The 24,589-nt window shown below is 61.7% G+C and carries 38 protein-coding genes; 15 read left to right on the top strand and 23 right to left on the bottom strand.

The features are described from left to right. Positions 1-14: 14 nt before the first annotated feature. The 7 genes from CV770_RS03380 to CV770_RS03355 form a co-directional block, all read right to left on the bottom strand. Positions 15-1,283, bottom strand: coding sequence for a CaiB/BaiF CoA transferase family protein (locus tag CV770_RS03380; protein ID WP_201759680.1), 1,269 nt, complete (start codon positions 1,281-1,283; stop codon positions 15-17). A 240-nt stretch (positions 1,284-1,523) separates the two neighbouring features. Beyond that, entirely contained in the window at positions 1,524-1,952 is a 429-nt protein-coding gene (locus CV770_RS03375) for a GNAT family N-acetyltransferase (RefSeq protein WP_104461312.1), read from the bottom strand. Positions 1,953-2,013: 61 nt separating this feature from the next. After that, positions 2,014-2,313 (bottom strand): hypothetical protein, encoded by a 300-nt coding sequence (locus CV770_RS03370; protein ID WP_104461311.1) that lies wholly within the window; start codon positions 2,311-2,313, stop codon positions 2,014-2,016. Beyond that, a complete protein-coding gene (locus CV770_RS03365) occupies positions 2,310-2,693 on the bottom strand; it encodes a hypothetical protein (protein WP_104461310.1) in 384 nt (127 codons plus the stop codon). Before CV770_RS03365 ends, CV770_RS03370 begins: the two co-directional genes overlap by 4 nt. After that, complete coding sequence (locus tag CV770_RS03360) at positions 2,693-2,935, bottom strand: hypothetical protein (RefSeq protein ID WP_104461309.1); 243 nt, start codon at positions 2,933-2,935, stop codon at positions 2,693-2,695. Before CV770_RS03360 ends, CV770_RS03365 begins: the two co-directional genes overlap by 1 nt. Continuing rightward, positions 2,935-3,084 (bottom strand): hypothetical protein, encoded by a 150-nt coding sequence (locus tag CV770_RS42405; protein WP_201759679.1) that lies wholly within the window; start codon positions 3,082-3,084, stop codon positions 2,935-2,937. The genes CV770_RS03360 and CV770_RS42405 overlap by 1 nt, the downstream gene beginning before the upstream one ends. A gap of 2 nt (positions 3,085-3,086) precedes the next feature. Continuing rightward, complete coding sequence (locus CV770_RS03355; protein WP_245453663.1) at positions 3,087-3,455, bottom strand: hypothetical protein; 369 nt, start codon at positions 3,453-3,455, stop codon at positions 3,087-3,089. A 579-nt stretch (positions 3,456-4,034) separates the two neighbouring features. On the opposite strand from CV770_RS03355, the gene CV770_RS03345 reads away from it, so the two are divergent. The 3 genes from CV770_RS03345 to CV770_RS03335 all read left to right on the top strand — a co-directional run bounded on the left by CV770_RS03345 (position 4,035) and on the right by CV770_RS03335 (position 6,504). Then, a complete protein-coding gene (locus tag CV770_RS03345; RefSeq protein WP_104461308.1) occupies positions 4,035-4,235 on the top strand; it encodes a hypothetical protein in 201 nt (66 codons plus the stop codon). A 150-nt stretch (positions 4,236-4,385) separates the two neighbouring features. After that, positions 4,386-4,730, top strand: coding sequence for a response regulator (locus CV770_RS03340; RefSeq protein ID WP_104461307.1), 345 nt, complete (start codon positions 4,386-4,388; stop codon positions 4,728-4,730). Positions 4,731-4,971: 241 nt separating this feature from the next. After that, positions 4,972-6,504, top strand: a complete 1,533-nt coding sequence (locus tag CV770_RS03335; protein ID WP_104461306.1) for an FAD-dependent monooxygenase — start codon at positions 4,972-4,974, stop codon at positions 6,502-6,504. Positions 6,505-6,652: 148 nt separating this feature from the next. Here the strand turns inward: CV770_RS03335 and CV770_RS03330 are convergent, their stop codons facing one another. From CV770_RS03330 to CV770_RS03320, 3 genes are all read right to left on the bottom strand, one after another. After that, entirely contained in the window at positions 6,653-8,287 is a 1,635-nt protein-coding gene (locus CV770_RS03330; RefSeq protein WP_104461305.1) for an AHH domain-containing protein, read from the bottom strand. A 350-nt stretch (positions 8,288-8,637) separates the two neighbouring features. Further along, positions 8,638-9,273 (bottom strand): imm11 family protein, encoded by a 636-nt coding sequence (locus tag CV770_RS03325; protein ID WP_104461304.1) that lies wholly within the window; start codon positions 9,271-9,273, stop codon positions 8,638-8,640. A 469-nt stretch (positions 9,274-9,742) separates the two neighbouring features. Next, positions 9,743-10,480 carry a DUF4261 domain-containing protein gene (locus tag CV770_RS03320; protein ID WP_245453662.1) on the bottom strand — a complete coding sequence of 246 codons (738 nt, stop codon included), beginning with the start codon at positions 10,478-10,480 and terminating at the stop codon, positions 9,743-9,745. Between the two features lie 210 nt (positions 10,481-10,690). Here CV770_RS03320 and CV770_RS03315 point away from each other — a divergent pair, with 210 nt between their 5' ends. Then, on the top strand, positions 10,691-11,155 hold the full coding sequence (locus tag CV770_RS03315; RefSeq protein WP_104461302.1) for a GNAT family N-acetyltransferase: 465 nt from the start codon (positions 10,691-10,693) through the stop codon (positions 11,153-11,155). An 87-nt stretch (positions 11,156-11,242) separates the two neighbouring features. On the opposite strand, the gene CV770_RS03310 is transcribed toward CV770_RS03315, so the two are convergent. Both CV770_RS03310 and CV770_RS03305 read right to left on the bottom strand, forming a co-directional pair. After that, complete coding sequence (locus CV770_RS03310; RefSeq protein ID WP_245453661.1) at positions 11,243-11,536, bottom strand: hypothetical protein; 294 nt, start codon at positions 11,534-11,536, stop codon at positions 11,243-11,245. A 250-nt stretch (positions 11,537-11,786) separates the two neighbouring features. Then, positions 11,787-12,203, bottom strand: coding sequence for a hypothetical protein (locus CV770_RS03305; protein WP_245453660.1), 417 nt, complete (start codon positions 12,201-12,203; stop codon positions 11,787-11,789). A 311-nt stretch (positions 12,204-12,514) separates the two neighbouring features. On the opposite strand from CV770_RS03305, the gene CV770_RS03300 reads away from it, so the two are divergent. The 3 genes from CV770_RS03300 to CV770_RS03295 all read left to right on the top strand — a co-directional run bounded on the left by CV770_RS03300 (position 12,515) and on the right by CV770_RS03295 (position 13,084). Next, positions 12,515-12,706: a hypothetical protein gene (locus CV770_RS03300; protein WP_104461301.1), complete on the top strand. Its 192-nt coding sequence runs from the start codon at positions 12,515-12,517 to the stop codon at positions 12,704-12,706. Then, the gene (locus tag CV770_RS42060) at positions 12,699-12,836 is read left to right on the top strand and encodes a hypothetical protein (protein WP_161499973.1); all 138 of its coding nucleotides are present in this window, start codon (positions 12,699-12,701) and stop codon (positions 12,834-12,836) included. The genes CV770_RS03300 and CV770_RS42060 overlap by 8 nt, the downstream gene beginning before the upstream one ends. A gap of 65 nt (positions 12,837-12,901) precedes the next feature. Beyond that, entirely contained in the window at positions 12,902-13,084 is a 183-nt protein-coding gene (locus CV770_RS03295) for a hypothetical protein (protein WP_104461391.1), read from the top strand. A gap of 999 nt (positions 13,085-14,083) precedes the next feature. Here CV770_RS03295 and CV770_RS43135 read toward each other — a convergent pair. Together CV770_RS43135 and CV770_RS03280 are read right to left on the bottom strand one after the other, a co-directional pair. Then, a complete protein-coding gene (locus CV770_RS43135) occupies positions 14,084-14,284 on the bottom strand; it encodes a Rossmann-fold NAD(P)-binding domain-containing protein (RefSeq protein WP_104461299.1) in 201 nt (66 codons plus the stop codon). 118 nt (positions 14,285-14,402) lie between these two features. Next, on the bottom strand, positions 14,403-14,630 hold the full coding sequence (locus CV770_RS03280; protein WP_104461298.1) for a hypothetical protein: 228 nt from the start codon (positions 14,628-14,630) through the stop codon (positions 14,403-14,405). A 588-nt stretch (positions 14,631-15,218) separates the two neighbouring features. Between CV770_RS03280 and CV770_RS03275 the strand changes: the two genes are divergently transcribed. Both CV770_RS03275 and CV770_RS03270 read left to right on the top strand, forming a co-directional pair. Then, a complete protein-coding gene (locus tag CV770_RS03275; RefSeq protein WP_091965534.1) occupies positions 15,219-15,419 on the top strand; it encodes a hypothetical protein in 201 nt (66 codons plus the stop codon). Next, positions 15,416-15,622: a hypothetical protein gene (locus CV770_RS03270; protein ID WP_104461297.1), complete on the top strand. Its 207-nt coding sequence runs from the start codon at positions 15,416-15,418 to the stop codon at positions 15,620-15,622. Before CV770_RS03275 ends, CV770_RS03270 begins: the two co-directional genes overlap by 4 nt. On the opposite strand, the gene CV770_RS03265 is transcribed toward CV770_RS03270, so the two are convergent. From CV770_RS03265 to CV770_RS03255, 3 genes are all read right to left on the bottom strand, one after another. Then, the gene (locus CV770_RS03265; protein WP_104461296.1) at positions 15,616-15,885 is read right to left on the bottom strand and encodes a DUF6894 family protein; all 270 of its coding nucleotides are present in this window, start codon (positions 15,883-15,885) and stop codon (positions 15,616-15,618) included. The genes CV770_RS03270 and CV770_RS03265 overlap by 7 nt on opposite strands. Before the next feature lie 140 nt (positions 15,886-16,025). After that, a complete protein-coding gene (locus CV770_RS03260) occupies positions 16,026-16,274 on the bottom strand; it encodes a hypothetical protein (RefSeq protein WP_018319193.1) in 249 nt (82 codons plus the stop codon). A 499-nt stretch (positions 16,275-16,773) separates the two neighbouring features. After that, the gene (locus CV770_RS03255) at positions 16,774-17,001 is read right to left on the bottom strand and encodes a hypothetical protein (RefSeq protein ID WP_091965624.1); all 228 of its coding nucleotides are present in this window, start codon (positions 16,999-17,001) and stop codon (positions 16,774-16,776) included. 127 nt (positions 17,002-17,128) lie between these two features. On the opposite strand from CV770_RS03255, the gene CV770_RS03250 reads away from it, so the two are divergent. From CV770_RS03250 to CV770_RS03220, 6 genes are all read left to right on the top strand, one after another. Beyond that, positions 17,129-17,323 carry a hypothetical protein gene (locus CV770_RS03250; protein WP_104461295.1) on the top strand — a complete coding sequence of 65 codons (195 nt, stop codon included), beginning with the start codon at positions 17,129-17,131 and terminating at the stop codon, positions 17,321-17,323. Further along, positions 17,320-17,532, top strand: coding sequence for a hypothetical protein (locus CV770_RS03245; protein ID WP_104461294.1), 213 nt, complete (start codon positions 17,320-17,322; stop codon positions 17,530-17,532). Before CV770_RS03250 ends, CV770_RS03245 begins: the two co-directional genes overlap by 4 nt. 605 nt (positions 17,533-18,137) lie before the next feature. Beyond that, positions 18,138-18,458 carry a hypothetical protein gene (locus tag CV770_RS03235; RefSeq protein ID WP_018319188.1) on the top strand — a complete coding sequence of 107 codons (321 nt, stop codon included), beginning with the start codon at positions 18,138-18,140 and terminating at the stop codon, positions 18,456-18,458. A gap of 26 nt (positions 18,459-18,484) precedes the next feature. Next, a complete protein-coding gene (locus CV770_RS03230) occupies positions 18,485-19,111 on the top strand; it encodes a hypothetical protein (RefSeq protein ID WP_104461292.1) in 627 nt (208 codons plus the stop codon). A gap of 236 nt (positions 19,112-19,347) precedes the next feature. Beyond that, the gene (locus tag CV770_RS03225; RefSeq protein ID WP_020508701.1) at positions 19,348-19,533 is read left to right on the top strand and encodes a hypothetical protein; all 186 of its coding nucleotides are present in this window, start codon (positions 19,348-19,350) and stop codon (positions 19,531-19,533) included. 246 nt (positions 19,534-19,779) lie between these two features. Beyond that, positions 19,780-21,066, top strand: coding sequence for an NRAMP family divalent metal transporter (locus CV770_RS03220; RefSeq protein WP_104461291.1), 1,287 nt, complete (start codon positions 19,780-19,782; stop codon positions 21,064-21,066). Positions 21,067-21,130: 64 nt separating this feature from the next. On the opposite strand, the gene CV770_RS03215 is transcribed toward CV770_RS03220, so the two are convergent. From CV770_RS03215 to CV770_RS03190, 6 genes are all read right to left on the bottom strand, one after another. Then, positions 21,131-21,415 (bottom strand): hypothetical protein, encoded by a 285-nt coding sequence (locus tag CV770_RS03215; RefSeq protein WP_091965539.1) that lies wholly within the window; start codon positions 21,413-21,415, stop codon positions 21,131-21,133. Between the two features lie 268 nt (positions 21,416-21,683). Next, positions 21,684-22,196: a PRC-barrel domain-containing protein gene (locus tag CV770_RS03210; RefSeq protein ID WP_201759678.1), complete on the bottom strand. Its 513-nt coding sequence runs from the start codon at positions 22,194-22,196 to the stop codon at positions 21,684-21,686. 394 nt (positions 22,197-22,590) lie between these two features. Beyond that, complete coding sequence (locus CV770_RS03205) at positions 22,591-23,013, bottom strand: hypothetical protein (RefSeq protein ID WP_104461290.1); 423 nt, start codon at positions 23,011-23,013, stop codon at positions 22,591-22,593. A gap of 95 nt (positions 23,014-23,108) precedes the next feature. Then, positions 23,109-23,453: a DUF1236 domain-containing protein gene (locus CV770_RS03200; RefSeq protein ID WP_091965544.1), complete on the bottom strand. Its 345-nt coding sequence runs from the start codon at positions 23,451-23,453 to the stop codon at positions 23,109-23,111. Between the two features lie 138 nt (positions 23,454-23,591). After that, positions 23,592-23,930, bottom strand: a complete 339-nt coding sequence (locus tag CV770_RS03195; protein ID WP_104461289.1) for a hypothetical protein — start codon at positions 23,928-23,930, stop codon at positions 23,592-23,594. A 219-nt stretch (positions 23,931-24,149) separates the two neighbouring features. Then, positions 24,150-24,554 carry an MAPEG family protein gene (locus CV770_RS03190; RefSeq protein WP_245453659.1) on the bottom strand — a complete coding sequence of 135 codons (405 nt, stop codon included), beginning with the start codon at positions 24,552-24,554 and terminating at the stop codon, positions 24,150-24,152. Between the last annotated feature and the right edge of the window lie 35 nt (positions 24,555-24,589).

Genomic DNA, 24,589 nt, shown 5'->3' with positions numbered 1-24,589 from the left:
CTGACGGCTCCGGCTTAAACCGGAGTAGAGGGCTTGCCCGAGCCAAAGACGCCCTTCCGGGTAAACTCCGCGATCCGACGCTCGTCATAACCGAGCATGCTGCGCAAGACGTCCTCGGTATGCTCACCTAACAGCGGGGCCGCAACGGGATCGATCGCGGCGGTCAGGCTCATGGTAATCGGCGGCTCCATGTTGGGCACCCATTCCGCTGTACGGTGCGGAATGCGGCTCAAGCGATGGCGCTCGCGAGCCTCTGGCGCATTGAACCCCTCCTCGACCGTACGGAGATAGCCGACTGGAATATTGGCCAGCTTCATTTTCGCCATCCAGTTCTCGAGCGTATCGCTGGCAAAGACCTCCGCAATGGCTGCCCGCAAAAGCTCCTTGTTCTCGGAACGGGCCTTGCGCGTGGCAAACTGCGGATCGGTGATGAGATCAGGCCGGTTCAGCACCTCGACCACGAGCCGGCGATACAGCCGATCGTTGGCGCAGGCCATGTAGAGTGGCCCATCGGAGGCCTCATAGACGCCGACGGTGGGGGACCCGCTGGGTGAATTGCCGAACCGGCCGGGATTTTCGCCGTTGATGAGATACGCCATGCCGTAGAAGCCGGTCATCCCCATCGCAACGTCGAACAAGGCGACTTCGACATGCTGCCCGCGGCCAAGCCGGTCCCGGGCCAACAGCGCCAGCAGGATGGCGTTACAGGCAGACATCCCCGTCGCCATGTCCACGATGGGAGGGCCGGTACGAACCGCCGGACCGTCGGCAAATCCGTTGAGCGACATGAAGCCGCTCTCCGCCTGCGTGATGGGATCGAAACCGGGGCGCGAGGCGAACGGTCCGGAGCGTCCGTAGGCGGAGATCGAGCAATAGACCAGCCGGGGATTGAGCGGGGCGACCGCGTCATAGTCGAGCCCGAACTTCTTCATGACCCCGCTCGAAAAATTCTCTACGACCACATCCGCCTTGCGGATCAGATCCAGCGTGATCTCGCGGGCCTCTGGCACGGCAAGGTCGAGCGCAATGCCGCGCTTGTTGCGGTTCAGGCTGAGATAGGCGGCGCTTTCGCCGCCAATTTCGGCGTGTTCATAGGCGCGTGTGTCGTCGCCGCCGTCGGGGTTTTCGATCTTGATGACGTGCGCGCCAAAATCGGCGAGCGTCTGGGTGCAGGCCGGGCCGGCGACGACACGCGTGAAATCGATGACCAGCAGACCGTCGAGCGCACTCGGCCCTTCCATCGCTCGCGACGAACGTTCCGGCAATTGAGGCTTGGTCGGCATCGATAGTGCTCCCTTACATCGGCTTATGGCCGCCGAATTTCCTGCAAGAGCAAACTTAAAGCCCGGCGCCGCCAACTTCGCAAGGGCCTCGCTGGCTTCACCTGAAACGCAAAAACGGCCCGGCAGCGTCAAGCTGCCGGGCCGTTAGATATTTGAGCGTATGGAGGCTGCGCGCATCTTGCGCAGCAATTCTAGTCTGAGAAGGTCACGTTCCGCATCACGGGAAACCACTCCAATTGCTCAGCGCAGCCACTTTCGCCAATAAAGCGTATGCGACCAGGCCCAGGGCGATTCGGGCTCGTACAGCCGATAACCCGCATGGATGAAATTATTGGCAGATACGGGATTGTCCGTCGTATCGGAGACGATGCTGTCCCATCCCAGACGCCGCCCTCGCGCCTCGATCGCTCGCATCAGCCTGAGTTGAAGTCCCCGCCCCCAATGCCGCTGCAAGACGCCGACCCGACAAAAATATCCACTTTTTCGCGCATGCGTCGACGGCACAACGCCGGCGAAGGCAACCGCGTCATCATCGTGATAGGCGAGCCACCACGTACCCGATTCGAACTGCGGCAGGGACGCCCCACCGAAGAATGTCAGCCGGTGCAAATCGCCGAGAATCTCGGCAGTCTCATCATCGTCCGCATCGACGATACGAATTCTGTACATGGGTTACCTATTGGCGGGGTAATCGGGAGTGCGCGACCTGCGACCCCGTAGCGGTCGAGGCTCACTTGCCCAGCACGACCTTGACACCGAGCCAAACCGCACCCATCAGACCGGTCGCAATGACTGTGATCACCGCCTTGAAGGTGTAGCTCTGCGCTTGTTCCACGCTCTTTCGCCAGCGCCGCAGGTGCTGGAAGTCAGCTCTGAGCTCTTTCCGGTCATCGCCTTCGATCCCGAACGAGGCCAGGACCGATGCCACCGCCTTCAATACGATGGCATCGACGCTCTCCTGCTGAACTCGGTGCTGCTCGGCCAGTGTCTCCGCGACAATCGCCCGGATCTCCTCGTCTTGAATCTTCACCGCTTGATGATCCTCGCAACATTCTCGAAACCGCGCTTGGCGAAATAGAAAGAGACGACCAGATTGGCCGTGATCGCCGCAAATCCAGCCAAAGCGTCAGTCGAGCCAAATCCAAGGACCTTGTCCCAGACCAGCAGCTTTGCGAAGTACAGCGCCACGCAATAGCCCATCAGCTTGTCGGGCTCGTACCAATGCCCGATCTCGGCGATGCGGTACTGCATGACGGCTTTGGTCTCGGCCGTCTGCGATGCGATCTCGCTCGCCGCGAGATCGGCCGCAATCTTGCTGTCGACATTCTCAGCCTTCAGCTTGGCGCTGTAGGCTTCGATCAGCGCCTTGACGACGGGACCGCCAAGAAACGAGATGATGGTCATCCACATCAGTTTGTCCTCCGGAGAGTTCGCAGCCGTGCGATGATCGTCACCACGGAGATCGCAAGCAGGATGCGTCCCGTTGTCTTGACGTCGCCGATGGCCGCGCTGATCTGATCCTTGACGCCGGGATCGCCGAGCGTGTCGGCGAGATCGTCGATGATCGAAGCCAGTGCGCCGGCGAGCGCTATGCAATAGCTCCAGGCAATGGTTACTGAGTGCAGGCAGACCGCCTTGATCCTTGCGAGCATCACGATTTGCCTCGCAGCACTGCAAGTCTTGCCTCAAGCGACTTGATCAGAGCGTCGATGCCGGTCACAAGCCGGAGCACGGGATCCTTGCAATACCAGCAGACGCCAAAACCGGCAGAGAAGAGGATGATATCGAGCATCGTCCGCATGTTCACTTCCTTCCAAGAATTGCTCTGACCAGGTCGATCACGAACGCGCCGATCGAGCCCTTCGACGGGTTCGTCGGTGACGGCTTCGCTGAAGCGCCGGCAGACGGACTCTTTGCGATCTTCCCTTCCGCAAAGCTGACGTCGGGATCGAGCTCCATCAGGGCGATCATCAGCGCCGCGCATCCCAGTTGCGGATCGACCTTGCCTGGATCGAAAACGCCGTCCCGGACATATTTTCCGGCGCGATATTGGTTGGTGCCGGACCAGAGATAGGGCGACGGCAGGCCACGGGCCGCGTATCGGTCAGGCTCCGCGCCCTCGACGTCTTCCTGGCCGCGGGCTTGGGGGACGGCTCGCTTGCAAGCTCGCATTCGACGTCCTCGCTCACGACAGCGTCTCCCACAGCACGATTGCGACGAGGCCCGCGAGCGCGAGCGATATCAGATAGGCAGTCATCATCCCTCCATAAGAAAGAAAATGCGCGGCAGATCGCGCCAGGCGAGGCGCGATCGTTTCGGGCGCGAACCCTATCTCCGTGTCTTCCGGAGACCGCAGCGGCGCGGGCAACTGGCCCCAGCGCCGCGGGCCGGCACGTTCGCGCGTGCACGGCCGGCAATGGTTCGGACGGCGGCGCGCCGATCGGCGCTCCAGGTGTGACGAGTGCGTGGCCGTAATGCGCCGCCGCCGTCCGATCTCGAAAATCGAGACGAAAAAACCCGCGGCGGATGTGCTCCGCGCGGGTGAACCAAACTCGTCTCGATGATGTCATTATGCCGGTGTTTTGCCCGACGTGTCAAAGCCCCGTTGAAATGAAACAGCCCGCCGCAGATATTCTCCGCGCGGGCTGAACCAAACTTCTTTCGATGATGCCATTCTGCCAGTGTTTTGCCCGACACGTCAAACGAACTTACCGGCCCGGCGAAAGTTAGCCGATCAGGAGGATCGGTGAGATGACATTCGAGATGACGTCACCAGAGACATCGCGAGAATTGCCCGGAGCCAAGCCGCGCATCGACAAGGAGCGCGAGACGCAGGAGGCGATCATCGAAGACGCCGGCGAGGCAAAGGAGAGCGATCGCGATCTCGTTCACGGCGATGGCGGCACCATCGACGTTCCCGCCAAACCCGGCGATCTGTCGAAGGACGATTAGGCGGACCGGCGCCCGGCGGCCGTTTCGATGACGCCGTTCTGCCGGTGTCTTGCCCGAGGCCACAAACATCAGTCCACGCTGCCGGGCCTTTGCTGGAACTTATCCGACGAGAGGCGCGTTGAATGCTTCGTCAGAAGGAACGTTCCTGCGATGAGCCGCACTGTCCTGGTTGTTGACGACGATCCCGCCGTCCTCGACGTGATCGTGGGCATGCTGGAAGATCTCGGCTGCGAGGTGATCAGCGCCCTAAGCGGCCTGGATGCACTCGAACGGCTCGAGCAGAACCAGGACATCTCCATCCTCATCACTGACATCAACATGCCCGGCATGGATGGTCATGAACTGGCCGAGCTGGCCAAGCGCGTCCGCCCGGAGCTGAAGATGCTGCAATTGTCGGGTCGCGAGCCCCGGCGCGGCGGCCTTCCGATGATCAGGAAGCCATTTTCGTTCGAAGAGCTCGCCGACATCATGCAGCGGACCACCGGCCTCAGCTGACCATCCAATGCCGCAAAAGAAAACCCGCCGCAGATTGCTCCGCGCGGGCCGAACCAAACTCTTTCGATGATGCCTTTATGCCGGTGTTTTGCCCGACGTGTCAACGCGGCGAACGCGGAAGAGGAAGTCCCTCCTCCCAACTCAATATGTGGTGCGCAACGGGCTTGCTTCAAGTCCCCGCCTCTGCCGTAGAACCCCCGACCCGGGAAACATCCAAAGCAACCAGCCGAGGGGTCACGACATGCCTGTACTGCTTCCGACGTCCCGTTCACGCCGCCAGCCACAGGGAGCCGACGCGCGGAACCGGATGCCGCCCGACCATGCCGTGGTGATCGCCGGCGGCGGCCCGACCGGGCTGATGCTGGCCGCGGAGCTCGCGCTCGCCGATGTCGACGTTGCCATCGTCGAGCGCCGTGCCGACCAGGCACTGGTCGAGACGCGCGCCGGCGGACTGCACGCACGCACGATCGAGCTGCTCGATCAGCGCGGCGTCGCCGACCGTTTCCTGCGCGAAGGGCAGCGCGTCCAGCTCGCGGGCTTTGCCTGGACGCGGCTCGACATCAGCGACCTCCCCACAAGGCACGCTTACGGGCTCGCGCTGCGGCAGACCCACATCGAGCGCATCCTGGCCGACTGGGTCGCGGAGCTCGCGGTCCCCTTCTATCGCAATCGCGAGGTCACGGGCTTTGCGCAGGACAAAACCGGCATCGACGTGGCGCTCTCCAGCGGCGAGACCTTGCGCGCAGACTATCTCGTCGGCTGCGACGGCGGTCGCAGCCTGGTGCGCAAGGCCGCCGGCATCGATTTCGCCGGCACCTCACCGACGCTCAGCAACCTCATGGCCGAGGTCGAGATGCGCGAGGCGCCGGAATTCGGCCTGCGTCATGATGCGCTCGGCTTTCACGGCCTCAGCAAGACCGAGAGCGGCCGCGTGCTGGTCGTCGTGACGGAAGCAACGCTCGCGCGCACCGGCGAGCCCTCCTTGCGCGATCTCAGCGATGCCCTCGTCGCGGTCTACGCCACCGATTTCGGTGTCAAGAATCCCGCCTGGATCTCCCGTTTCACCGATGCGGCCCGGCAGGCCACCACTTATCGCAAGGGACGCGTGCTGCTCGCCGGCGATGCCGCGCATATCCATCACTCCGTCGGCGGGCAAGGCCTCAACATTGGCGTGCAGGACGCCGTCAATCTCGGCTGGAAGCTGGCGCAGGTGGTCCATCGCATCTCGCCGGACAGCCTGCTCGACAGCTACCACGCCGAGCGCCATCCCGTCGGCGCGCGCGTGCTGAAGAACACCATGGCGCAGATCGCCCTGCTCCGCCGCGGCGACGACGGCCTCAAGGCCGCGCGCGACGTCGTCGCCGAGCTGCTCGGCATGGACGAGCCGCGCAAACGTCTTGGCGCGATGATGAGCGGGCTCGACATCCACTACGATCTCGGCGAAGGCCACGCGCTGCTGGGGCGGCGCATGCCGGATCTCGATCTGACGGTCGAAGAACGGAAGCTGAAACTGTTCACGCTGCTGCACGGCGCGCATGCGCTGTTGATTGATTTCCGCGACGCGCGGGATTCCGACATCGCACCCTGGGCTGATCGCGTCAGACGCATCAACGCTGGGTATGATGGCGCGTGGGAGTTACCTTCCATCGGGCAGGTCACCGCGCCAACAGCCGTGCTGGTACGGCCAGATGGCCATGTTGCATGGGTGGGAAACGAAAACCAACATGGACTCGAGGACGCGCTGACGAAGTGGTTCGGACCGGCTGCTGCGTAACGCAGGGAGCGTTACCCGCCGAAAGAAAGCCCGCGGCATCCCGCGGGCTCGATCCAAACTCTTTCGATGATGCCATTCTGCTGGTGTTTTGCCCGACGTGTCAAACGATCGAGCTCGAGCAACACCTGCGAGACTCCATCGCTCGCCCTCACTCCGGTCGAAGAAGCGGTCGTATCCAGCGCGAGAACCACTCTTCGGCATCACTTCGCGGATTGCTCGGATCATCCATACCGAAAATCGGCGGGGGAATGAGATAGCTCGGCTCATCCACGAACGCGCCGATCGGCCGGCTCGCCTTCGGTGGCCGGCCATCAGCAGTCGGCCTCGTCCAGTCGCCAAACCGCTCGTTGAATTCGGTGGAAGGGAGATATGCGACCGGCGCACTTCCCGATGTGAAGACGCTGTCCGCGTTTAACGCGTTCACGCGCATGAGACGGCGAACCTCGGCTGGTGCAACGGCTCCTGCGGCGGGAGCTGTCGGTGCTTGTACGTCCCGGGCAGGCACAGTCCCGCTTGGCCTGTCGGTCCAACTTCCGAAGCGATCTGCAAAGGTGCCAACGTCTATCGGGCCTTGATCGAACGGGTTGCCCGCGGCTTCGGATGAAGCGGAGCGAGATCCCACCGGGCGGCCATCGTTGCCGCCCCTGGACCTGTCGTCATTCGGATCGAATGGAGGATAAGGAGACGCCTCTGTGGCGCGTGGACCACCTTTTCCGTCGCCCGCTGGCTGCGCACGAGCAGCCGTTGCGCCCGCTAATCCTAGAGCCGCTATTGGGGCCAAGGCCGGCAACAGCGGCAGCAATGCTGGTGTCGCCATGGCCGCCGCGAACAATGCCATGCCGCGCAGAACCGCTGGACCGTCTGCAGGATCATGCGGCATGTTGTACGAGTCCGGTCCCATCAGAGGCGATCCATCCGAAAGCTTCAGCAGATCGCCCGTCTCGGGATGGAATTGCAAAACTTGTGGTGGCGGCGGCATGGCAGTGCTGGGAGGCAACTGACCAAGTCGCTGCTCATCTGGAGACGGCGTTGGGAAGGCCGGCAATCCGCCCGAGAGGCGCGGATCACTCCGTGTTAGCCCTTCTTTCTCGCTTAGATCGGAGTGAGTTGGTTGGGAGTAGCCCCGCAAACGAGTGTCGATCAGGGAGGGAATAAGTCCCGGAAGACTGGGAACAGGGCCGACAGCGGTGGACTGCAGCGAGATTGGAGAACCTTCCGGAAGCCCCTCTAAAATCTTGATTCTCTCTGCCATGGTGAGACCACTGGTCGGGGACAGAAGCGGAAAACGCAAGGCCGCTTCCCGCTGACCGGCGCGGTCAAACTGGTCGACCGTTTCCTGCATATGCCGGATTTCTTCTGCATTGTCCGCGGCATATTTCCTCCAGTTTGTGAACCAATTGGAGTTCTCAGCATTTGCCTCCTCAGGCGTCATTCCCTTGGGAGTATTCGGAAACAGATGGCCGTTCGCTAGCGCGTACTTGGCAGCGGCTACAAGCGCGTTCACGTCGGAGGCAATTTCATCCAGCGCACGTGCATCGCCTGCACTGGCCGCGACAAACCTTGGAGACTCTTTGAGCTTCTTCAGATACTCGCAAAATCCCTCGTAGTACGTTCCGAGATGTCCCCCCGTATGCGGACTCGCACTAAGCTCCGTTGCCAGCCGCTGCCTGGACGGCATCGCTATTAGATTTCGAATCGCATCATGGTTGAACCGTCCCCCCAAGAGACCGATGACCGGATGGCTTCGAAATTTCTGCGGCAAAACATGATGATCTTGGAACATGCGACTGCTACTTCCTGGCGCAGAACCGCATCCGAGCTGCTGGTAATCGCAGCCGGCGGATCTGGTCTGAAATGCTTGGTGGATGGCCGGCCGCGAGAGCCGGCCTCTTTGCGTGCGCGCTAGATATCCGTGCCGCTGCTGCGCCCGGCATCGCCGCTCGGGAAACAGCGCCTAAAAGGTCGCCGCCTTAAGGTCGGCGTAACGACGGCTGCGCTCCACATTGCTGAAATAAAATCGGGTCATCCGCCGCTCGACTGGAGTCGTGGAAATGTCTCCGGTAAGAGAGCGATTCTGCGACCAGCCCACGGCCGGACAAAGCCAGATCTTCCGCGAATCTCGACGTGAGGAAGCTAAGGACGAAGCCTCTTGTAGTTGCCGTAGGGATCTCCGAATCTCAGACCTCTAACACCAGCAGCTTTACAGGCGTCCTTCATTGCCTGGTCACAAATAATGCGCGACTCTAGAAACCGTGGCCGGAAAATACGGGCGGAGCCAATGGCCTCCTCTCTAAAGACAAAGCTGGAGATCGCCATGTTATCGTACCGCCTGAAATCCGTTCCATCATCCAGGACTTCGACGATCGACTTTTCCTCGTCGATGACATCGAGCCGGCGCACGATATCGCAAAGCCAATAAACAGGCGCACCCCCCTTCAACGACCGCGTTTCGCACCTCAAGAACGACACACCGTCTCTGTCGACCGCCTCCAGAAGGTTCTTCATCCGATCAGACACGAGCCAAAAATCATGAAACAGCTCCCAATCGACGGGCGGCCGGCCGAGAGATTTGTCGATCAGAAAGCGTGGTGTTTCAGCGAGCGGAGGAAAGCCTCGCTTGCCCCGCGGTGAAAGCAGCACGCGGCCGGCGCCAAGGGCGGGCAAATTCTCAATTTCCAAACCGGGAGGCGTGTGAATTCTGAAATCCAGCCCGACACTATAGAGTTTCGGCGCCTTTGGCTTTCGCCCTTTATTATCGGACGCGGCCATGAATTATTGCTCCTTTCCAATTACGCTGGGCTCACCACCCTCATTGCCCAACCGTCGGCCGAAAACAGCAATCGACCGTCCTGATCGGAGCTCACCCAAACGCCAGCGACTCTGAAAATGTCCAGCCAATGCATTGACGCCTTCACGTAGTTTAATCTCGTTACGCTCAGAAAGTCTTAGAGACGCCGTAAAAATCGCACGTAGTCGCGGCGCTGTGTGCTCTGGGTGGCCTGGCAACGGAATTTGCTTTCTCGTCACTCATGATTGAGCCTCGTTGACCATCGCGCCTGCAACGACACCGGGCGGAGACCACGATGAGCTGCGCAACAATAAAGCCCGCGGCATCCCGCGGGCTCGATCCAAACTCTGTCGATGATGACATTCTGCCAGTGTTTTGCCCGACGTGTCAAACGATCGAGCTCGAGCAGTGCAGCAACGTCATATACGGATCGGAAGCAGCTCATTGAGATCAATGTTTGAAGTCATCGGTACAGTAGAACACCGGCAAACCTCCAAGCACATCGGAGTTCTCATAACGAACAGCGATGCGCTCGTTCTCAGTTGCCCCGATCGTGTCGCCGTCCTTGACCACGTTTCCGTGCTCGATCAGATACACGGACAGTCCAGCCACTTTGTCGATCATCGCGGCAAGCGTGAGCTTACCCGTCACAAACTCGATCTCACGGCCGACGAACGCGGACAATCCCATCGTGATTGCCCCGATCTTCGCGTCTGATCGGAACGGAAGCGTGTCGATCCACAACGTGAAGGGATAGTCCGGAAATTGCGCAAACGACCAGTTGGACATCTCCAGCCACAGTTGGGCAGGCCGCGCGACCCGGCCCGCCCACACCACGCCGCAACACTCAGGCATCGTCGCAATCAACGCACCGATGACCGCGGTCGTGACCCGCGCGGCGACCAGCGGCTGTTCGCTCTTACCGAGCATCGAGACGATCAGATGACCTCGATGCCGGGCGGCCACCGCCTTGCTCTCCGGCCACGTCGTCGCAGCGCGTGCCCACAGTCCCTGATCGTCCGGGATGGGTGCCGGCATCGACATGACGGCGACAAGCTCGTTGCCGCAACGAATGAGCGGCGAGTTTGCTCGAGCCTGCGGTGCACGCCCGTCATCCATCGTCTCCGTTGCCAACTCCGGATGTCGGGCGTGAAGGACCTCTGCAACCGCAGACATGTCCGGCGTCACCGGATTATCCAACAAGATCAAAGCGAGAAGGGAGCTACTCATCGACTGCCCGCGAAATTTTGGGACGAGACGCGATCCTCTGCGCTCGCCCAACAGTTGAAGTCTTCGGGAAGACTAGAACAAAACGGGAACATTGTCAACCAGCGCGTCTTTTGCTTCATATTGGGCTGGCGCAGTCCGAGTGCCGACACAGCCCCCAAACGGTCCCCCATGTTCTCAATCCATCCCGATGATCTCACCTCTGAACCGACCCGCCGCCTGCTCGCGCTGCATCTCGCCGGCATGCATGCAAGCTCGCCGCCGGGCCAGGTGTTCGCGCTCGACCTGTCGGGGCTGCAGGTGCCCGGGGTCACCGTGTGGTCGGTGCGCGAGGGTGACGACGTGGTCGGCATCGGCGCGCTGAAGGAGCTGGAGGGCGGCGGCGCCGAGGTGAAGTCGATGCGGACCCACCCCGATCATCTGCGCCGCGGCGTTGCGGCGCTGCTGCTGGACCACATCGTGCATGAAGCCAAGGCGCGCGGGCTGACCCGGCTGAGCCTGGAGACCGGAAGCGGCCCGGCGTTCGAGCCGGCGCTGGCGCTGTACCGCAAGCGCGGCTTCGTCAACGGCGAGGCGTTCGGCGATTACCAGGCGAGCGCCTTCAACCAATTCCTGCACCTTGCGCTTCGCGCCTGAGCCGGCGCGCCGACGCCACTCTGCGGGAGTGGCCGGCGAAGTTTGCTTGGGAAGTTTCCTTGGGAAGTTTCCTTGGCCCGAAGACGTTCAGGGTTGCATCCGCGAGAGGAGACGTTGTCGATCCTGATCGCGACGTCGCTGATCTTGGCGCATCCGTTCAAGTTCGGCTTCGGCTTTGGCTGTGTCCTGGCCCTGGCGCTTCAAATCAACAATCAGAGCCTCTTGCTCGGCAAGCCGCCGTTCACCCTCGACCACATCGCTCTCGATCCGCCTCAACTCGTCAAATAATGCAGTCTGGTCCATCACGACTTCGGCGCGAGTGTGTTGCGATTGCATGTCTGCAGAGCAGAAGCACGCGGCAAAAACTTTCAACTCAGCCAACTTCTCGGATGTTCCGACCGATGCCACATTTTCCCGAACGTCTGACAACCCGCATGGTCAGCTCCCTTCGCGGCAACAACGACCTGCCCCTGATGTGCTGAAAACTGAAGGGAGTGACGGCAGCCCCTAGAGAGGCGACCCGGTATTGGCGGGTCGGCTCCGCCCTCATTAGCGGACCTGTGGCGACTATCGCGGCATGGGCGCCTTGTAACCCGTAGCGGACTTAAGGATGCTGTTTTCCAAGGGAGGATCATCCCTCCGGTCCGGGAATGAAGCAGCGCCACAAAGGAGTCATTCTTCCATCGGCGTAGGATGGCCACCACCAAACCATCGCCCTGCCGCTGAGGTTCTGCCCGTTGAGCACGACAGAGTTTGGCACGTCAAACCATTGCCCGCGTTCGCTTGGCCGCTGCGGATTTTTCAGAAGGACTCTATAGCCATTCTTTGCCGTATCCCACTCGGCCTCCGCATATTGGCCGTCCCCTCCATCACAGCACGGCTCACCTGCCTTGTTCTTGAGACTTTTGAACCAAGCGTTCAGTTCTGGTCGCATCAGGTCATGTGAATGGGCTGTGTTGATGCCGAAAGATGTGATCGCAAACAATCCCACCGTGCGCGCTACCATCAACCGATAAAGATGCACCTGGCGTCCATTGGAACTGGTCATGGAAACCTCCGTTTCCCTGCCCACGTGCGTGGGTCATCGAAAACGCGCAAAGGTTCAAGGTGCCATCACTTCATCGGCAGGGCTTTGCTTTTTCGCGTGACCCGAGGTCAATTTCGCCTCTTGGCCCCGAGCTGACTTTACGAGTGCACCCGCGTCAGGTCCTCGCGACGGAAATCCGACCTTCCGTACACAGTCCTGAGAGCGACGCCGCGGTGCCCCCTGCGGGGATAAACGACCTGCCTGGCCGACGACTCGCAAGATCGGGGAAAACATGCAATCTTCGGGCAGAAAAACAAAAAACAGGGCCCATCATGAAGGACTTTAAAGCGCAGGCGGAAAAGCTACGGACCGACGCCGCCGAATGCGCGCTCATTCGGGATCTTGCCACCGAGCCGCACAAGCGAGAGCTGTTCAATCGATTGGCAGAGCACCTCGACACTCTCGCAGCGGAGGTCGAAAAGGCCATGGAGGACGAAGCCAAGAGGCTCGCCCGCCGTGCTTGAGATGATCCTATTGTTGCTTGCCTCCGGCGGCGGGCTGCTGGTGGCGATTGTCGCCCTCTTCGAACTCAAAGCCGCGCGCGAACGAAGGCGGATGGCACTGAAGCCGTTACCGCGGGAACGTCCAAGCTGACCGTGGGATTCCGGGATAGGAACGAGGCGACGCTCGACAGGTTAGTCCAGCCCGTGGAGGGCGCGATGAAGCTTCTGGTCGAATATCTGGAGCGAGCTGTTCAGCTTGAACGTTTGGCAGAGACCGAACGCGATGCGGGCTTCAAAAATCAACTGCTTGCACAGGCACTGGCGTATCGGAAGCTGGCCGCCAAACGGGCAAAGGACTATGGGCTGCCGGCCCCGAGCCCGTCCGAACTGGCGCGCTAACCGACATCGCGCTTGGACGAGGCGCGGCGCGTCATCAGGAAGTACGCCGCAGACCTCCGCGAGATCATCATGAAGCTGCGGCAGAAGTTGTGACGCTCCTGAGGGAGCGGACAGAGAGGTTCCTTCTGTGTCCGCTGCGAGTCACGCCAGGCCAGCGACAGGAACAGTCGACCGTCCAGCGGTGTTGGCCTAAAGGGCGCCTGCGCTTTTGGAGCCGCTACTGTGCGAACTTCCCTCGAATCGCTCGTGTCCATTTACGTGCGCTTGAAGAATCGGCGAGCGCTCGAGGAGATGAGAGAACTCCGGCGCAGGCTGCTTGATGACCTCCATAACTCGCCGAACCACGACGCCCGCCATGCTCTTCACGATGATCTGCGAACGATTGAAGATGGACTCAAGCAACTCCTCGCCTGACGGGAGGGAGGTCAGCGCCCTGAAAAGAGCCAGCGAAGTTCTTAACGCTGCCGATTGCCGCAAGCTTGCTGAAGAGTACCGCTCACAAGACGCGATGCCGCCCAGGCGCCGCGACGTGGATCAGCAATTCGCACCTTTATCGTTTCGCTGGTATGGCTAGCGATACTGGTTGCCGCACTTCTGCTATTCCGAGGGCAATCCTGAACGCACACATGGGCTGGTTTGGCCATCGTCGGGGTGCTTGCCGTCCTGTGGCTAAATCAGGCGCCCGCGCTGGCGCGTTTCGAACCCCAGGGGCTGGTTCGAACCCAGTGGTCAGGTCTGGGTCGAGGCACGAAAAAAGGCCCCAGCTCCTTTGGCAACGGGGCGGTGGAACTGGGGCCAAGCGGGGTAAGCCCTTGGGGAAGGGCATCGGGAAAACCTGGCAATTGGCAAAGCGTTCCACACTGCCTGGCGCTGCGGCTTCGTCAACGGCGAGGCGTTCGCCGATGACCAGGCGACCGCCCTCAACCAAAATCCTGCACTTTGCGCTTCGCGCCTGATCCGGCGCGCGGACGCCACCCTTCGGCGACCAGTAAATCAAAACTACTTCGGCGGCTGCAAGCCGGGCGACCGTAGCCATTCGCTCATGTGCGAGCCGGTCTCGGCCTGTCGGGCCTTTCGTAGCAGTTCCTCGCGAGCCGCCCCTGGCGGAAGCAATGCGGCTTTAGCACGTAGGCGAGTCGCTTGTTCGGCAAGACGGACCTCCAGGGTGGTTGTCTGTTTGAACCGACGCCGCTCACTCATCGCTCAACCTCCGAATACGGGTTCCTAATCCGTCAACGGGACTGCCGATCTAATATCCTAATATGCAGATACACTGCCGTCGGTTCCAAAGTTGGACTCAATAAGCTCCGGCGGCCAACTAGGGCGGACTAACGCCAAGCTCTTGAATGGCCAGAGCCGACAACTGCTTCGCCTCGCGAACGCCGCGCTGCTCCAGCTCTATGATCTTTTTGGCGATCAGGTCCGTGATCGGGTCGTTGCGGTCAACCAGACAAAGCGCGCGCAAAGTGCGCTCGTAGGCGTCCGTCAATATCGTTATTTCCTCCGGGCTCAACGGAGAGTTCTGTAACAGGCGGTAGATGGCCATTTTGGGTTTTAGCTCCGGACCCCATTATGGCGCCCGAAAACCCAATTAGGACACACCTAAATTCAGCTTAGGACACGCGGGGATATCCCGCAGTGCAAACAGGACGTTTAGACCTCGCAGCGGGCGCCTCTGTTGTCTTGCGTCCCAGAAACGTATCGGGCGGCGGCTGGTTCAGCAGCTCGCGGGCCTCGCGCATAAGCTCTCGCATGTGTTCTGCCTGCTCATGATCGGCAGGCAGCGGCCGATACACCGACATCGGTGTGCTCCCTTCGCTTCGCAGGCGGGAGCACGCTGGGTCTCTCAGCCACCGACGCCCGCGGACAAACCTTGGCCGGTGATGTCCAGCAAACGACCAGAGGTGGCTTTGGTCCAAAAGTGAACTTAACTCTCGTGTCGCACTCAAATTGAGTAAGTGGCTCAAAGGGCTGATTTTGCACCCGAAAATTTAATTTACGGACATACCAAATGATACAGACTCTGCGCAGCCGGCGACGTAGGGTTAACTCATCACCGCAAGGCCCGTGGCATTTTATCGGTGATGAGAACGCCGGTTTGCGCTCCCGCCCCCCTCGAACAGGGAGATGCGCCATGCGGACGCGGCGTCGTTTCAAACAGATCAAGACTCTCACCGAAAGACTCGCCGACGAAGCCACGCGCTGTCGCGAGGAAGCACGCGCGCTCTCGCCGGGGCGCCGCCGCGAGATGCTGCTGCGCCGGGCGCGGCAGGACGAAACGGCCATGCAGATCGAGGCCTGGCTGCGCTCCCCCGGCCTGAGGGCACCGACATGATGCAGCAATATCGCGCTTACCTCATCGGCGAGAACGGAGTCTTCCGCTCCGCCGAAGCGTTCGAGGCCCCGTCGGATTCCTCCGCCCTCAGCTTCGCGCGGCAGTTCACACGCCACGGCAAGGTCGAGGTGTGGCAGCTCGGCCGGAAGATCGCCGTGCTGGATCCCGAGCAGTCGCCACCGAGATCGTTGACGCGTCAATGATCGCCTGATTGCGATCGCGACGCCGGAGTCTCGATCTCGAACCAGAATGTCAGCTGCATGACGGGACCGCTGGCGTCGCGAACGTCGATCGCCATCGTCTGCCTGCCGCCCGTGGGCGGCGCGGAGAGGACGGCATCGCGTGCCATGTCGGCAAGCGACTTGGCGGCCTCGGCCCGAACGGCGCGCGGGCTGGCCAATTCCAGCCCTTCCTCATCGAGCGCAATTCCTTGGTGGTCACGAAGGTCGAAGTAGTAACGCGGCATCGTTGCATCCCTTTGCCGTATTAGGCCCGAGACGGGCAAAGGTTTCCAAATGCGACGAAAAATTCGCTTGGGATCAAGGGGTTCCGGGAACGCCGCCGAAGTCGATCCGGCAGGACCGGAACTGTGCCTGCTTGCAGCCCCTACTCCTCCGCAAGCTTGTGCTCGATATAGGCATCCACCGTCTCGGCGAACGAGCGCTGCACGCCGACCGCCACATCGTGCTGGTCGAGTGCGTCGCGCTGGAGCACGCGCAGGCCGCGCCCGCGGGCGCTGAGCGGCGCCGTGTTCAGATACTGATCGATGGCGCCTTTGGCGAGCGGGATGGCCTTGGGATCGCCCCTGGCGATCAGGAGCCTGAGCAGGCTCTGGCATTCGGCCAAACCTGGCATGGGGTCAGCCTCTTTACCTTTGCTGCGATTTCGGCTTCGGCCGCTGCACCGGCTGGGTGTGGGTGCCGAACAGCGCCAGCAGGAACGCGACTTCTTCCTTCGAACCGATCTGGATCATGATTGTCTCTCCTCTTCGCTCGGTTGGTCGGAACGAGCGGGCGCGGAGTTCAGGACGATCTGGTTTCAGCAATGTTTCAGCCGTGTTTCGTCGGAGCGGCGGCTCGGGGTGCCGCCTGCTTGTGTACACAATTGAACATGGTCACCGCGAGCTCATCTGCGCTGCAAGCGGACGAGGCGTCACATATAATAAGCCCGCGCGGATCACTCCACGCGGGCTTTTGCTTGACGCTTGCGCAACCTCAGCAAGCGGGACCGTGGGCGCGCCAGTCACCCTCGGCATCTATTCTCAGTGCATGTGGCCAATCAGATAAACGCCGCCGCCGATCACGATCACGGCCGGGACGGCCCAAAGCAAAAGTACAGGCATCTGTCCTTCTCCTCAGTTCGACGTGCAGACCTTGACGGTCTTCATGCCGGCTTCGGCTTCAGTTCTGGTCTTGTACACGGTGTCACCGCTGACGACGGTCGTTTCCGTGGTCGTCGGCTTCGCCTCCGTGATCGTGCACTTCTTGGTCTTGACGTCCTGCACCACGTAGAACGACTGCGCGAACGCGGGAGCCGCAAATGACGTCAACACGGCAGCGGCAATGATGGTCTTGATGTTCATCGTGTCCTCCTCCAGCAGTCCGGTCATCCGGACCTGTCTTCTTCAAACATACGAAATTACCACTTGTTCCCGGTCTCGCCTGAACCAAGTCCCGCTGCCTGCGTTGACGCGGAAACTGGAGGCTTCGATGCTGGATGTGAGACTTGTGACGACCTCGCTGGCCATGCTGCTCGCACTCTTGTCCGTGGCGCTGGCGGATCCCGCCAAGGAGCAAGCCCGGCCCGCTGGTCAAGGCTCCGCTGAGGTTCGTCCGATCCGCGTCATCCTTCCCGCACCTTGGGAGCCCGCGACCAGGCAGGTCGAAGCACAGTCTGTGAAGTGACGGGGCGGCCTCTCGGGCAAGCACGGCCCGCGCGCGCCTATTGGGTCGAAAGCCTCAGAAACAACCCGGCCTCCAGCCTCGACAACCTGCAGCCGTCGGCGGACGGCAAGGTCATCTCCTATGTTGCGCAGGGCGGCGTCGTGAGCGCGATCCTGACCTTCGACGCATCCGGGAAGATCGCCTCGATCACATGCGGGCCTTCGAATTAGCCGTTTTCAGCGGCTTGCGCCTCTGAATGACAAGCCGCAAGGCGATGCCGTGCTGCCAGGCACGCACTCTCACCGCCGCTTCGCTTCGATTGAGCTCACTTGCAATCTCGTCCGGCCGCCGGCCCGCTTCGGCCAATGCCTTCAATCGCTCGTGGTCTTGCGCAGTCCATTTCTTCAACAGCGGGTAGCCAGATTGCATGATGGGAGCCGTCTCGATTCCCGGCGACAATGGACCGGAGCAGTTGAAGTTCCGAAGGCGAAAAACCAGCTGGGCTGCATCGAAGCGACCCCAGGCACCTCCGGGGCTGGACGTGGGGAGCGAAAATGCCGGGGCCCGTGCCAACTCAACGCTCGCGCTCCGGCCATCATCCGCCCCCTCACGCCTTCGTGCCGTATCAATTGATGGGTCGGCCGAAATAAATCTGCCAACGGCATCCGCAGGACGCGCATAAACGGGACAAACCGGCAGACGTTCCTAAACTGGTTCGATGCACACGCGCGTTTCGGGCGAGACAAACTGCGGCACTCGGCATCTTCAAACGTGAGCAACCAATTCGAATCTCACTTGTTGTCGCCGGCACATTCACCTGCCGGAGGACAAAAAAATGCGACGACTTACTCTACTTGCCACGACCATGCTGCTGCTCGGAGCAGTGCCTGCTAGCGCGCAATCGCAGCCTGCCCAGAGCGGACCGGGCAACAACGCCGTCAACAGCTCGGACCAGAACAACTCGAACAAGCCGGTCGCCGGCCGCAACAGCTTCACCGAGGGGCAGGCCAAATCGCGGATCGAGGATGCCGGTTATTCCAACGTCTCCGGCCTGCACAAGGACAACGAGGGCGTCTGGCGCGGCAAGGCCGACAAGGCCGGCAGCAAGAGCGACGTCAGCGTCGACTTCCAGGGCAACGTGAACCCCACCAAGTAACAAGCAAATCGCGAGGAGATCTCACAATGACCGTCACCATCTCACGTCTTTACGACAATTACTCCGATGCCGAACGTGCCGTGACCCGGCTCGAAGGCGCCGGCGTGCCGCATTCCGATATCAGCCTCGTCGCCAACAATTCGGACAATTGGTACGGCTCGCGGTCCGGCAAGGTCGACCGCGATCGCGACGGCGTCGACGATCGCGCTGAAGGCGCCGGGACCGGAGCCGGCATCGGCGCCGGCCTCGGCGGCGCAGCCGGCCTGCTCGCCGGTCTCGGCCTGCTGGCGATCCCCGGCCTGGGGCCGGTCGTCGCGGCAGGCTGGCTCGCCTCGACCGCCGTCGGCGCGGCTGCCGGCGCGGCCACGGGCGGCATCGTCGGCGCCCTGACGCAGGCCGGCGTCTCCAGGGAAGATGCCTCGCGCTATGCCGAGGGCATTCGCCGCGGCGGCACGCTGGTGTCCGCGAGGGTGCCCGACCAGGACCGCTCACGCCTCGATGCGCTTCTCCACGAGAAGTCCGTGAACCTGCAGGATCGCAGCGCGGCCTGGCAGAAATCCGGCTGGACCGACTTCGATGCCGCAAGCCCGCCATTGTCTCCCGAGGACATCGGCCGCGAGCGCGAGCTCTACGGCGTGGGCACGCGGCGATAGGCCAGCCCACACCGCCACGACAAAGGCCCCGCGACGCGGGGCCTTTTTTGATGGGAGATACGACCATCAGCGCGGCGCCATACGTCCCGATGCTCTCATCCTGCGGATGCTTTGCCCGACAGATCAAACTTTAACTCAAATGCAGCAAAGCGGATTTGGCGAAATGCAATCTCTTCGCGCCATGCTGGGACATGTGCTTGCGCGAATGCAATCGGGAAAGCGTCGGAGAGATTGCCATGTACTACGTCGCCGCTGCATTGCTGGTACTGTCGGGACTGTTCTACTCCGCGAGCCATCACGAGATCGGCTCGTTCGGCGTCACCATGTGCAGCTATGGCGGCGCATTCTGCGATAACCCCCTGATCGTCTTTTCCGGCGCGGCGCTGGCCGCCGCCTGGGGCATGTTCGTCAGCGTCAAGTAGCGCGGCCGACTTCCTTCATCCCCAACGTTCAGAATCCCGCCGACGCGAGCAGCCTCGCGGGCTGACTTGAGCTTGCGAGAATTTGAGCTGCGGGAATTTTGCGATGATGGCAATCTACACCTGTTTTGCCCGACAGTCAAGTCGATTTAGCATTATCAGAAATCGATAGGGCGCCCGCACGGCGAGGAACTTTCGTTCCCTGATTAGCATTTGCTGTGAAGCATCTGCCCCGACGAGGTCCCCTTCATGAGCGACAGCGCTGTCACGCCGACGAAATCCGCGCCGACGTTGCTGCAAAGGCTGGGGCCGGGCCTCATCACCGGAGCTGCCGACGACGATCCCTCGGGCATCGCCACCTACTCGCAAGCCGGCGCGCAATTCGGCTACGGACTGCTGTGGACGGTGTTTCTGACCACGCCGTTCATGATCGCGATCCAGCTCGTCAGCGCGCAGATCGGCCGGGTTACCGGCAAGGGGCTTGCCGCCAACGTCATGCAAATCGCGCCGCGCTGGGCGGTGCTGAGCCTCGTCGCCATGCTCGTTGCCGCCAACACGTTCAACATCGCCGCCGACATCGCCGCGATGGCCGAGGCGCTTTCGCTCGTCATCGGCGGCCTCAACCACGAGCACGCGCTGATCTTCGCGGCGGGCTCGACCCTGCTCCAGGTGTTCCTGCCCTACCGCCGCTATTCGCCGGTGCTGAAATTCCTCACCTTGACGCTGTTCGCCTATGTCGCGACCGCCTTCACGGTCAAGATCCCGTGGAGCACGGCGCTGCTCGCCGCGGTGTGGCCCGAGGCGAACGTCACCGGCGACTATTTTCTGATGGTCGTCGCCGTGCTCGGCACCACCATCAGCCCTTATCTGTTCTTCTGGCAGGCCTCGCAGGAGGTCGAGGAGATGAATCAGGGCGAACGCGACAAGCCGCTGCGCGAGTTGAAGCGCGGCGGCACCCACGAGCTCGATCGCATCAAGACGGACACCATCTCCGGCATGCTGCTGTCCAACGGCATCGCCTTCTTCATCATTCTCACCACCGCATCGGTCCTGCACGCCAACGGCGTCACCAAGATCAACTCCGCGACGGAGGCGGCCGAAGCGCTGCGGCCGCTGGCCGGCGATTTCACCTTCGCGCTGTTCGCGATCGGCATCATCGGCACGGGCCTGCTCGCGATCCCGGTGCTGGCGGGCTCGGCCGCCTACGGCGTCGCGGAGATCTTCGGGTGGCGTGCCACGCTGGAGGCCAAGCCCGACGAAGCCGCCGGCTTCTACACCATCATCGCCGCGGCAACCATCATCGGCTTCGGCCTCGGCTTCACGGGCATCGACTCCATCCACATGCTGGTGTGGAGCGCGGTGCTGAACGGCATCGTCGCCGTGCCCATCATGGCGATGATGATGCTGATCGTCTCGAGCCGCGCGATCATGGGCCGCTTCAGGGCCCGGTCATGGCTGATCGCGCTGGGTTGGCTCGGCACCGCGCTGATGGCGCTGGCCGTCCTCGCTTTGCTCGGCTCGTCGGTGATCGGCTGAGGTTAGAGCGGCGACAACGCCGCCGAGATCTGCGAGGCGGCTCCACTCTTCGTGAGCAGCGAAGCTACGGCGTCACGGGGTTGACGGTCGGCGACGTTTTGGGTCCCGGCCGTGACGGCTCGATCGGCGATTTCGGGTTGGTCGGGAGTACCGCAGCACCAGCCGCCCGTGCCGCTTCTCCCGTGTTCGCATACATAGCAATATGGGCCGGCTGGGTCTTGGCACGGCTCCAGGGGCCGTGATCGACAATCAGCATTGCCGCAATCGTCACGCCAGCCACGATCAGCGCGATCACACCGGGATGGCGGAGGGCGGCAGAGATGGAGCTCGCGAAACGAGTGTTTGTCATCGAAAGATCCGCTGTTGTCCTCATGCAGGTTAATTCAATGGCGCCCCTTCCGGTTCCCCACATCCTTCGGAGCGGACGGTTCCAGCCTGCAGAGGCCACAATCCTGCGGTCGGGAAATCGACCCGGCCCGGCACCGCATTGCCGAACCGAGTGAATAGCTTCAATACACGTGGCTGAGTGTGAAGCGCCGCTGCAAGCGACTCGGGTGTGGTCCACATGAAAAGGGCCTCCAGATGGAGGCCCCTGATCTCGAGAACGTTTCGTCCTGTCAGTTGTAGTCCGAATATTTGAACTGCGGGAGCGCCTTCAGCTGCTCCTTGTTTCCGCTCATGACGGCGTGATCGGGGACCCAATCATTGGTGTTGCGAGTCGTGGCGTTGGTCGAAGCCGCACCGGTGGTCGTCTCGCGCGGCGTCGTCGAAGTGCTGGTGGAGCTGGTCCGGACCGGCTCTTCCACGAACTTCAGCTTGTCCATCGAAACGGCGATATCGTGCTCGCCCATTCCCAGGAAGCCGCCGATGCCGATCACCACCGCGTTGATCTTGCCGCTCTTGTCGACGAGCAGTTCGTTGATGTCGCCGAGCTTCTCGTTGGCTTCGTTATAGACGTTCAGGCCCATGAGCTTCGAAGCGCGCCAATTGTCCTTCAGCATCATCTTATCGGCCGGCTGTGCGGTAGCAGCCGGAGCCGCTCGATCAGCAGGCGGGGTGGATTGCGCGAACGCAGCGCCGCTGATCAGAGTGGTGGTGATCAGAGCTGCGGCGAAAGTGGTTTTCATCATCGTCTCCTCCAGTGAGTCAGCATCCAGATGGATGCCTGGCCGCCAACGCCTGGATATTCCACTTGTTCCCGGTTTGGCACTCAGGGAGCGGAGCCGCAAGCCCGGCGATCCGATCTAGCTCCCGAACATGATGCGCAAGGCGATCACGATGACCGGCGAGACGAGAAAGGAAATCGCCAGCAGCGTCGATCACGGCCTTGTGCTTCCGCGGGCCACGCGGGCAACGAGCATCTTCATGTCCGTCAACATTCGTCGCTGGGAAGCCGGTGCAGGTAGGCTATCCCGAAGCTGGCGAGTTCTTCGGCATCGCTCTCGCGCTCTTCCCATCTGCAAAAAGACCGCGCTTCCGAACGGGCGCGGCCTTTTCCTTTACAACACTTGCGAACTTTTCCGCTCACCACCATCCTCCGGAAGACGGGTCGTGCCGCTCGAAGGCAAGCCGTCGCTCGGGTGCCCGTTTCGATGATTTGGCCGAGCGCTTCGGATGCGTACGAGCCTCTGCGGAGACGCGGAGGGCCGGTTCTTTCTTGATCTGGCCGGACGGTGCTGCAGGCATGGCGGCCATGGCTTCACGCATTTGCTGCCGCGGTTGTTCAGGAATCGGATCGGCCTGCGCGATCTCAGGCATATCGGCGCGCGGCCGCGTATCGAATGCGATCTTCTCCGGTAGCTTCCTTGCCGATGCGATCCGGATGATGGTTCTGTCAGGATCTGCCGTCGCTGCAGGCTCGCCCGGAGCCGGCAAGTACCGGTCGGCAGCGAACAGCAAGGCCAGCAGGACCCCGCCGACGAAGACGAAGTATCGAATGATCGGCATGACAGCCGCTCGCAAACAAGAATAAGGGGAAGGTATTGGGCAGGGCCGTGGTTGCGGGAGGCGGGCCGCCTGCTCAGCGACCCGCCTCCCGGGACTTAGTCGATCTCTTGGACGACCGTGCGCGTCGACGGATCGACCAGCATCACGCGTTCGCCCGAGTAGACGTAACGATACCTGGTGAGCGAGGGGCCCCAATCGGCGGGCACGGCCTCGAGCTCGACCTCGCGCGGCACCGGCTGACCGACCACGATTTTCTCTCGGGTCTGCACCGGGCGCACCTTGTGTTCGGTCACGTAGGTACGGATCTTCGTGCGGTATTCCGGCTCGATCTGCACGGCGGCGGCATGGCCGGTGCCGGTGGTGGTGACGACGGTCGACTGCGCCAGCGCGCCGCTCGAGATCAGCGCAGCAGCCGCGCACGTCAGCATCAGCTTCTTCATGGGTATCTCCTCACCGCAGGACGCGGCGCTGCGAGAACCCGCGAATTGGTGACAAGGTTCCAAGATGTTGCCACTTTTTCCCTATCCTCTGCGACCTCGCAGGCCGGAATTTGGCTGAAGGCAATCGGTCGGCGTTCGCTAAGGTCGCGGTGTCGGCTGCGGCGGCGCAGCGGGTTGCTGCGAAGATGCGGCGGGCGGCTTGGGCTGCTCCGCCGGCGCAACAGAATCTCCTCCGCCGTGTGGCACACAGGTGCCTACGTTGCTCAGCAGTCTTTTCGCCTCGAGATCGCGGGCCTTCCGGTAGTCGCTACGCCGGTCGATTCGTGCTGCGGCCGCACGGTCCCAGGCATCGAACGCATCGGCGTAGTGCTGTCGCATTTGCGCTTCGGCGGACAGGCAGTCACTGAACTTGTCGAATACGAGATCGGTATTGACGGGGGCGACGCCACCGACGAGGACCACAAGCATCCATTTCATGGTGTCCGCCTACGTTCGCGCCCGCGCATCGGGAACGGTGTTATGTCGGCAAAGTTCCGGGCCGCGTCACCATCCGGTCGCGAGGGAAAAAGGCCCCAGCTCGGGGGGCGATTGGGAGCTGGGGCCATGCGTGTCACCCTTTGAGAAGGGCGCCGGGAAAACTTGGCAAGCGCGGGAATGTTCCTGCCCGATCTACGATATCAGCTTGTGCCCTGGTCTTTAGGCCAACATCTTCCACGACCAATAGACGCCTATCGCCAACTGGACCGCGAAAGCGGTGAAGCGCAGACTGACCGCGATAGGACTGCTCGAAAGGAGATGGATAATCGACTGCACGATTCGCGCGGCAAGAAACCAAGGCGCCAAGGGATCCGTAATCGCTGTCCTTGATGTCATGATTGCAATCGCCAATAGACCGCCAAAGATCGGCAGACCTTCGACGCAGTTGGCATGAGCACGGGCGAGGCGCTGCATAAACGGCGACAGTCCGGAATTATCCGGCGTGAAGCCATTGGCTGCAACATCACCCGTCACCACAAGATAAGCTCGGATGCTTTCCATGAACACCAGCAGCAAGAGAGCCCACGAGATGAAACCTGTCAGCGCGTAGCCGGTGTTGGACACCTTTCCCCTCCCAGGTCATTCTTCCCCTCTCTTTT

It is taken from the genome of Bradyrhizobium sp. AC87j1 (assembly GCF_002936975.1).
GTDB lineage: Bacteria > Pseudomonadota > Alphaproteobacteria > Rhizobiales > Xanthobacteraceae > Bradyrhizobium > Bradyrhizobium shewense.
Note: the sequence above shows the minus strand (reverse complement) of the source record. Positions and strands in the feature narration are given on the sequence as shown.